Source organism: Streptomyces graminilatus (genome assembly GCF_001418565.1).
In the GTDB taxonomy this organism is placed as follows: Bacteria; Actinomycetota; Actinomycetes; order Streptomycetales; family Streptomycetaceae; genus Streptomyces; species Streptomyces graminilatus.
The window spans coordinates 1-4,385 of the sequence record NZ_LIQQ01000132.1 but is presented as its reverse complement, the minus strand read 5'-3'; the positions used below and the strand labels follow the sequence as shown (position 1 = coordinate 4,385).

At 73.9% G+C, this 4,385-nt stretch carries 4 protein-coding genes; all 4 read left to right on the top strand.

The window, feature by feature from the left end:
* A partial coding sequence (locus AOK08_RS12805; RefSeq protein WP_479683321.1) for a FecCD family ABC transporter permease occupies positions 1–1,178 on the top strand: 1,178 nt, incomplete at its 5' end.
* A complete protein-coding gene (locus AOK08_RS12800; RefSeq protein WP_055525640.1) occupies positions 1,178–1,990 on the top strand; it encodes an ABC transporter ATP-binding protein in 813 nt (270 codons plus the stop codon). The genes AOK08_RS12805 and AOK08_RS12800, both read left to right, overlap by 1 nt.
* Positions 1,987–3,012, top strand: coding sequence for an ABC transporter substrate-binding protein (locus AOK08_RS12795; RefSeq protein ID WP_055525639.1), 1,026 nt, complete (start codon positions 1,987–1,989; stop codon positions 3,010–3,012). The genes AOK08_RS12800 and AOK08_RS12795 overlap by 4 nt, the downstream gene beginning before the upstream one ends.
* The gene (locus AOK08_RS12790) at positions 3,012–4,283 is read left to right on the top strand and encodes an MFS transporter (RefSeq protein ID WP_055525638.1); all 1,272 of its coding nucleotides are present in this window, start codon (positions 3,012–3,014) and stop codon (positions 4,281–4,283) included. Before AOK08_RS12795 ends, AOK08_RS12790 begins: the two co-directional genes overlap by 1 nt.
* The last annotated feature ends 102 nt before the right edge of the window (positions 4,284–4,385 follow it).

The window sequence follows — 4,385 nt, the reverse complement described above, 5'->3', positions numbered from 1 at the left end:
CCCCGGCCCTCACCTCCGAGCTCGCCCACGCCCCCGTGCCTGTTTTGGGGCGGGCCACCCGCCCCGCCCTCCGGACCGCGCGGGTCACCGTCCCGGAGCGGGAAGGCACCGCGCGCAAGCCTGCCCGCCGCGTGATGTCCGCGCGGCTGGTGCTGCTCTGTCTGTCGCTGGCGCTGCCCGTCGCCGCGCTCGGCTCCGTCGCCCTCGGTGCGGCCTCGGTGCCGTTCGGGGAGGTGTGGCGCGATGTGGTGTCGCAGGTGACCGGTGGCGGGCGGGCGGCCGGGGTCAGTGGGATCGACGACGCCATCATCTGGGGCTCACGGGTGCCGCGCACCCTGCTGGCCATGGTCGCCGGTGCGGGGCTGGCCGTCGCCGGGGCGGTCCTGCAGACCGTCGTACGCAATCCACTCGCCGACCCCTACGTACTCGGCGTCACCTCCGGCGCCTCGCTCGCCGCCGTCGCCGTGCTCACGCTCGGGCCCGCCGGGCTGCTCGGACCGCTGCGGGTCGGGGTGCCGGCGGCCGCCTTCGCCGGGGCCTGCGGGACGCTCGCGCTGGTCGTCGCGCTGAGCCGGCAGCGGGGGACCACGGCACCGGTCAGGCTTGTGCTGGCGGGGGTCGCCCTGTCGTATCTGCTTCAGGGCGCCACCAGTTACCTGCAACTGCGGGCCCGGCCCGACCAGGTGTCCGGCGTGCTGTTCTGGCTGCTCGGCTCGGTCGCGGGCGCGCAGTGGTCCGATGTCGGCCTGCCGGCCGCGCTCGTCGTGGTCTGCACGGCCTGGCTGCTGCTGCACGGACGGTCCCTGAACGCGCTGGCCATGGGGGAGGAGACGGCCGCCTTCCTCGGCGTACGGGTTCAGGTGCTGCGGCTTCAACTCCTCGCCGTCTCCGCCCTGTTGACGGCTGCCGTCATCGCGGTGGCGGGGGGCATCTCGTTCGTCGGGCTCGTCGTACCGCACAGCGTGCGGCTGCTCATCGGCTCCGACCACCGGTCGCTGCTGCCCGCGACCGCGCTGACAGGCGCCCTGTTCCTGCTGCTGGCGGACCTGGCGGCCCGTACCGTCGCCGCGCCCATGGAACTGCCCCTCGGCATCCTCACCGCCGTGGCCGGGGCCCCGTTCTTCCTCTGGCTGCTACGACGCGACCGCTCCGCGTCGGCCGGACGGGGGGAGGCCTGATGGAAGCCCGCCTCGAAGCGGTCACCCTCGACATCGGTGGCGTACGGATCGTCAGCCGGGCCACGCTGCACGCCGCCCAGGGCGACATCATCGGCATCGTCGGGCCCAACGGAAGCGGCAAGTCGACCCTGTTGAGGGCCGTGTACCGGTCGGCGCGCCCCACCTCCGGCGCGGTCCTGGTCGGCGGCCAGGACGTGTGGCGGAGCCTGACCTCGCGGGCGGCCGCTCGCCGTACGTCCGTACTGGCCCAGGAGAGCCCGGCCGCCTTCGACTTCACCGTCGCCGAGGTCGTCGCCGCGGGCCGGACCCCGCACCGTACGCCCTGGTCCGGCGAGAGCGCCGCCGACCGGGACATCGTGGCCGGCACACTGGACCGGGTCGGCATGGCGCACCTCGCCGACCGGCCGTACGCCTCCCTGTCCGGCGGCGAGAAACAGCGCGTCCTGCTCGCCCGGGCGCTGGCCCAGCAGGGGCGGCTGCTCGTCCTGGACGAGCCCACCAACCACCTGGACATCGGCACCCAGCTCGACCTCCTGGAGCTGGTGCGCGACCTCGGGGTGACCACGCTCGCCGCACTGCACGACCTCAACCTCGCCGCCGCCTACTGCGACCGGGTCCACGTCCTGCACGGCGGACTCCTGGTCGCCTCCGGCCCGCCCGACGAGGTGTTCACCCGCGAGCTGCTCGCCGAGGTCTTCCAGGTCCACGCCGCCCTCGGCACGCATCCGCTCACCGGGCGGCCCCAGCTGAGCTTCGCGCCGCTGCCCGCCACCATCCCTCTTCGCCCCAGCCACAACGGAGCAGTTCAATGACCCACCGTCACCTCACAGCAGCCCGGATCGCCCTGTCCGGCACAGGCGTGGCCGCCGCCCTCGTACTCACCGCGTGCGGCGGCGGGCCCGCGGCCACAGACACGACCGGTGCCGCCTCCGTGGCCGCCCGCCCGGACAGCGGCACGGCCTATCCGGCGCAGGTCACCAACTGTGGCCGTACCGTCCGCGTCGAGAAGGCCCCCGAGCGGATCGTCTCCTTCTTCCCGTCCAACACCGAACTCCTGCTCAGGCTCGGTCTGAAGGACCGGATCGCGGGTCAGACCTGGGTCAATCAGTCCCCGCCCAAGGCCGCATACGCCGACGACTACCGGAAGGTGACGGTGCTCGCGCCCGGGGAGATCGGCCGGGAGGCGCTGCTCGCGGCCCGTCCCGACTTCATCCTCGCCGATGGCGAATACCAGTTCGACGGCAAGAAGCTGCCCACCATCGCCGAACTCGCGAAACTCGGCGTCCCCGTCTACATCGACAGCGCCTTCTGTCCTAAGGCCACCGGCACCGCCACCCTCGCCGCCACGACCACCGACCTCACCGCGCTCGGCACACTCCTGGACGCCCGGCCCGCCGCACGTCACGCCACGGCCGAGACCCGCGAACGGCTGTCGGCCGTGGACAAGGCCCTCGCCGGACGGCCCGCCACCACGGCGGCCATGGTCCAGATCGTCGACAGACAGCTCTACGCCCTCGCCGGCGGGCTCTACTCCGACATCGTCCGCCGCGCCGGGGGACGCGACGTCCTCGACGACGCCGTGCCCCAGGGCAGCAACTTCGCGCCGCTCTCCGTCGAGGCCCTCGCAAAGCGGAACCCCGACGTCCTCATCTACCACTTCACCGGCGCCGCCGACCGCGCCGCCTCCGAGCGGTGGCTGCGGACCCACCTCGCCGCCACCAGCGCCGTACGCGGCAACCGGCTCATCGCCGTACCCGCCGCCGACTTCTCCGAACTGCGCGCCGTCGACGGCACCGTGACCCTGGCCAGGTCCCTGCACCCCGACGCCTTCTGATGGCCGTCATCACCCGGACCGGCACCGGCACCGGCTTCGGCCTCTTCCTCACCGCGCGCGTGGTCTCCTGGGCCGGTTCCACGGTCACGGCCGTGGCGCTGCCGGTCCTGCTCTACCAGCGCACCGGCAGCGCCTCCCTCAGCGGCCTGCTCACCGCCCTGGAGGCCCTGCCCTACCTCGTGCTCGGCCTGCCCGCGGGCGCCCTCGCCGACCGCTGGGACCGGCGCCGCACCCTGACCTGGTGCAGTTGGTCCAGCGCCGTTCTCATCGCGGCCGTCCCCGTCGCCTCGTCGCTCGGCCTGCTCACCACGGCCCAGTTGATGCTGACCGGCCCGGCCGTCGCCGCGGTCTTCGTCTTCTTCGACGCCGCCGCGTTCGGCGCCCTCGCCACCCTGGTCGGCCCCGACGGCCTGGCCCGCGCGACCGGCCGCATGATGAGCGGGAGCACCCTGATCGGCCTCGTCGGGCCCTCCGCCGCCGGACTGCTCGTCGCCACCCTCGCCCCACCCGCGGCGGTCACGCTCGACGCCCTCAGCTACGCCGCCGCGGCCCTTCTGCTGAGCCGCCTGCCCCTGGCGTCGAGCGCCCGCACCAAAGCTCGTACGCCCGTACGAGGCACCCTCGCCGACATCGCCGAAGGCCTGCGGTACATACGCGGGCACCCCCTCATACGCCCCCTCACCCTCCTGGGCATCGGCAACAGCTTCACCGAGGGTGCCGTCGTCGGGCTGATCGTCGTCACCGCCGTGCGTACGTTCGGGATGGCGCCGGACGACGAACGCGTCGGCCTGTTCTGGGCCGCCGCCGCGCTGGGGGCGCTCGTTGCCGCCACCGCTCTGCCCCGGTTGCAGAAGACCGTGCCCCTCGGCTGGATCACCCTCGGCGGACTCGCCGCCAACACCGTCTTCCTCGCCTGCTGGGCCGCCTCGCCGGGGCCGGTGACGGGTCTGGCCGCGCTCGCCTGCTGGCAGAGTGCCAACGCCCTGGTCAGCCTCAACGGCATCGTCATCCGCCAGCGGCTCACCCCCGAACACCTCCAGGGCCGCGTCAACACCACGGCCCGCATGATCGCCTGGGGCGGCCAGCCCCTCGGCGCGGCAGTCTCGGGCGTGCTCGCCGACACCGTGGGCGTCCGGACCGCCCTCCTGACGGCCGGCCTCGGGGCACTGCTCGCCCTGTCCGCCGGGCTCGCGACCCCACTTCGGCGGCGGGCGGTGGGCGTGGGTCAGGGGAGCTCCGTGCTCGGCTCGGAGGCTGGGAAGGCGGGATAGGGGGACGGGACAGAGGGATGGGGCAGAGGGATCGGGCAGAGGGATCGGGCAGAGGGATGGGCCGCGTGCGCGCCGCGACTCCTTCGGGCGACTATCTGAGGC

Bases quoted from the DNA above. Each gene is read 5' to 3' on its own strand.
- AOK08_RS12800 (WP_055525640.1), top strand. From the start codon at position 1,178: ATGGAAGCCCGCCTCGAAGCGGTCACCCTCGACATCGGTGGCGTACGG.
- AOK08_RS12795 (WP_055525639.1), top strand. From the start codon at position 1,987: ATGACCCACCGTCACCTCACAGCAGCCCGGATCGCCCTGTCCGGCACA.
- AOK08_RS12790 (WP_055525638.1), top strand. From the start codon at position 3,012: ATGGCCGTCATCACCCGGACCGGCACCGGCACCGGCTTCGGCCTCTTC.